We start from the raw sequence: 2806 nt of genomic DNA on the forward strand, positions 1-2806 counted from the left end.
AGCGACGCGGCGCAGACCCCAGGATCCATGCCGGGACTCGGAAGCGCTGCTGCGGTGCGGAATTCTGCTCCGCTGCATTCTTCGGCCGAGGTCGCGGCATGGATCCCAGGGTCTCCGCGACGGAGCTTCGCTCCTGCTTCGCCCAGGGATGACGAAGTTGGGGAGGCTTCAGCCATCCCTACGCTCTACCGATCCTTGACCGTCTCCATGGCCACGAAGGTCGAAGTCTGGGCGACGTGGGGCAGGGCTGAGATGCGCTCGCCGAGGACGCGGCGATAGGCGGCGATATCCCGGGTGCGCACCTTCAGCAAATAGTCGAAGCTCGACGCCATCATGTGGCACTGCTCGATCTCCGGCACGGCCTGCACGGATCGGTTGAAGGCATCGAGCGCGGCGGATCGGGTGTCGGACAATTTCACCTGGACGAAAGCGACATGGCCTTCGCCCATGCGCTCGCGGTCGATGATCGCCTGGTAGCCTCTGATATAGCCGTCCTTTTCCAGCCGCTTCACCCGCGCCTGCACCGGCGTCTTCGACAGGCCGACCTTTGCCGCCAGTTCCGACATGGAAAGCCGGCCATCGCTTGCCAGCGCCGACAGGATGTTCCTGTCGATGCGGTCCAATTGGTCTTCTATCATCGAAAATGCAGTCCATATGTCAAGTCTGAGCTGCCAGGATAAATCGAATGACCTGCAATGTCGATTTCTTCGGACCGACTGAAAATTCACACTTGTGCTAGCTTGCGCCATTCGGTCCGGTGACCGCCGGCCCGATCCCCTTTGCTCGATCCACGGGACCGCCATGCCAGCGCTTGATGCCATCCGCCAGCAGATCCGCGCCAACTACCTGCCCGACGAAGACGAGGCCGTGAAGCGACTGGCCGAGACGACGGGCCTTTCAGTGAAAGACCGCAAGGCGATCTCGGCACGGGCCGCCGATCTGGTGCGGGCGGTGCGCGGCTCGTCGGATCCTCGGCTGATGGAAGTCTTCCTCTCGGCCTATGGTCTCTCCACCAAGGAAGGCGTGGCGCTGATGTGCCTGGCCGAGGCGCTGTTGCGTGTGCCTGACACCGAAACGATGGACGACCTCATCGCCGACAAGATCGCGCCGCACGACTGGTCGGCGCATTCGGGCGGTTCAAGCTCCATCTTCGTCAATGCCTCGACCTGGGCGCTGATGCTGACCGGCCGCGTCCTCGATGAGGGCGAGGGCGGCATCGAGGGCACGCTGCGTTCTATGGTGCGGCGGCTCGGCGAGCCGGTCATCCGCAAGGCGGTGGCCGCCGCCATGCGCGAGATGGGCGAGCAGTTCGTGCTCGGCCGCACCATCACGGAAGCCGTCAAGCGAGGCCGGCCGATGACGCAGAAGGGCTATCTCTACTCCTTCGACATGCTGGGCGAGGCAGCCCGCACCGAGGCCGACGCCTTGCGCTATCACAAGGCCTATGCCGACGCGATTTCGTCGCTCGATTCCGGCTCCAACGGTCCTGACATCAGGCAGAACCACGGCATCTCGGTCAAGCTTTCGGCGCTGCATCCGCGCTACGAGGTGGCGCAGAAAGACGAGATGCTGCCTGTGATGGCAGACCGGCTCCTGTCGCTGGCGCTGGCCGCGCGCCATTCGCGCATGGGCCTCAACATCGATGCCGAGGAGGCCGACCGCCTCGATCTGTCGCTCGACGTCATCGAGCGGGTGCTGGCCGAGCCGGAGCTCGCCGGTTGGAACGGCTTTGGCGTGGTGGTGCAAGCGTATGGGCCACGCGCGGCCTTCGCCATCGATTGGCTCTATGCGCTGGCCAGGAAATACGACCGCAACATCATGGTGCGGCTGGTCAAGGGTGCCTATTGGGACACCGAGATCAAGCGCGCGCAGACGCTCGGACTGTCAGGCTATCCAGTCTTCACCCGCAAGACCAACACCGACGTTTCCTACATGGCTTGCGCGAAGAAGCTTTTGTCGATGACCGACCGCATCTATCCGCAATTCGCCACCCACAATGCCCACACCGTCGCCGCCATCTTGGCGATGGCGGACAATCGCGATTCCTTCGAGTTCCAGCGCCTGCACGGCATGGGCGAGGCGCTGCACGAGACGGTGCGCCGGTCCGAAGGCACGCCCTGCCGCATCTATGCACCGGTCGGTGCGCATTCCGATCTGCTGGCCTATCTGGTCCGCCGGTTGCTGGAGAATGGCGCCAATTCCTCCTTCGTACACCAACTGACCGACGAGGACGTCGAGCCGGAGGACATTGCGCGCGATCCGCTCGAAACGGTCGAGAGCCAGGGTCCGGCCGCCAATCCGGCGATTGCCCGGCCTTCCCAGATTTTTGGGGTCGGGCGACGCAATTCGAAAGGATTCGACATCACCGACACGGTGACGCTGGCGGCGATCGACAAGGCCAGGGCGGCCTTCGCTGGGCCGGATCGTTGGCATGCCAAGCCGATCACCCGTGCCGCCGGCTACGGCAAGCAGCGTCCGATCGTCAACCCGGCAAAGCCTTCCGAAGTGGTCGGCACGGTCAGCGAAGCCGCCGCAAAGCAAGTCGCGACCGCCGTGCGCTTTGCGGTGGAAGCGCAGCCGGCCTGGGCAAAACGTCCCGTTGCCGAGCGCGCTGCCATCCTCAATCGTGCCGCCGATATCTATGAGGCGAATGCGGTCGAGTTCTTTGCACTCGCCACCCGCGAGGCCGGCAAATCGCTGGCCGACGGCGTCGCCGAAGTGCGCGAGGCCGTCGACTTCCTGCGCTACTACGCCACCGAGGCGGCCAATGCGGAGGCGGGCACGCAAGCGCGCGGCGCCATCGTCT

2 protein-coding genes are annotated in these 2806 nt (G+C 64.5%); one reads left to right on the plus strand and one right to left on the minus strand.

The window, feature by feature from the left end; all coding sequences use genetic code 11:
- Positions 1-185: 185 nt before the first annotated feature.
- Positions 186-638 carry an Lrp/AsnC ligand binding domain-containing protein gene (locus EN984_RS29575; RefSeq protein ID WP_127270518.1) on the minus strand — a complete coding sequence of 151 codons (453 nt, stop codon included), beginning with the start codon at positions 636-638 and terminating at the stop codon, positions 186-188.
- A gap of 163 nt (positions 639-801) precedes the next feature.
- Here EN984_RS29575 and putA point away from each other — a divergent pair.
- Positions 802-2806: bifunctional proline dehydrogenase/L-glutamate gamma-semialdehyde dehydrogenase PutA (gene putA, locus EN984_RS29580; RefSeq protein ID WP_127384157.1), on the plus strand; the 2005-nt coding region annotated here is incomplete at its 3' end.

The sequence above is a fragment of the Mesorhizobium sp. M7A.F.Ca.CA.004.12.1.1 genome, from assembly GCF_003997835.1.
In the GTDB taxonomy this organism is placed as follows: Bacteria; Pseudomonadota; Alphaproteobacteria; order Rhizobiales; family Rhizobiaceae; genus Mesorhizobium.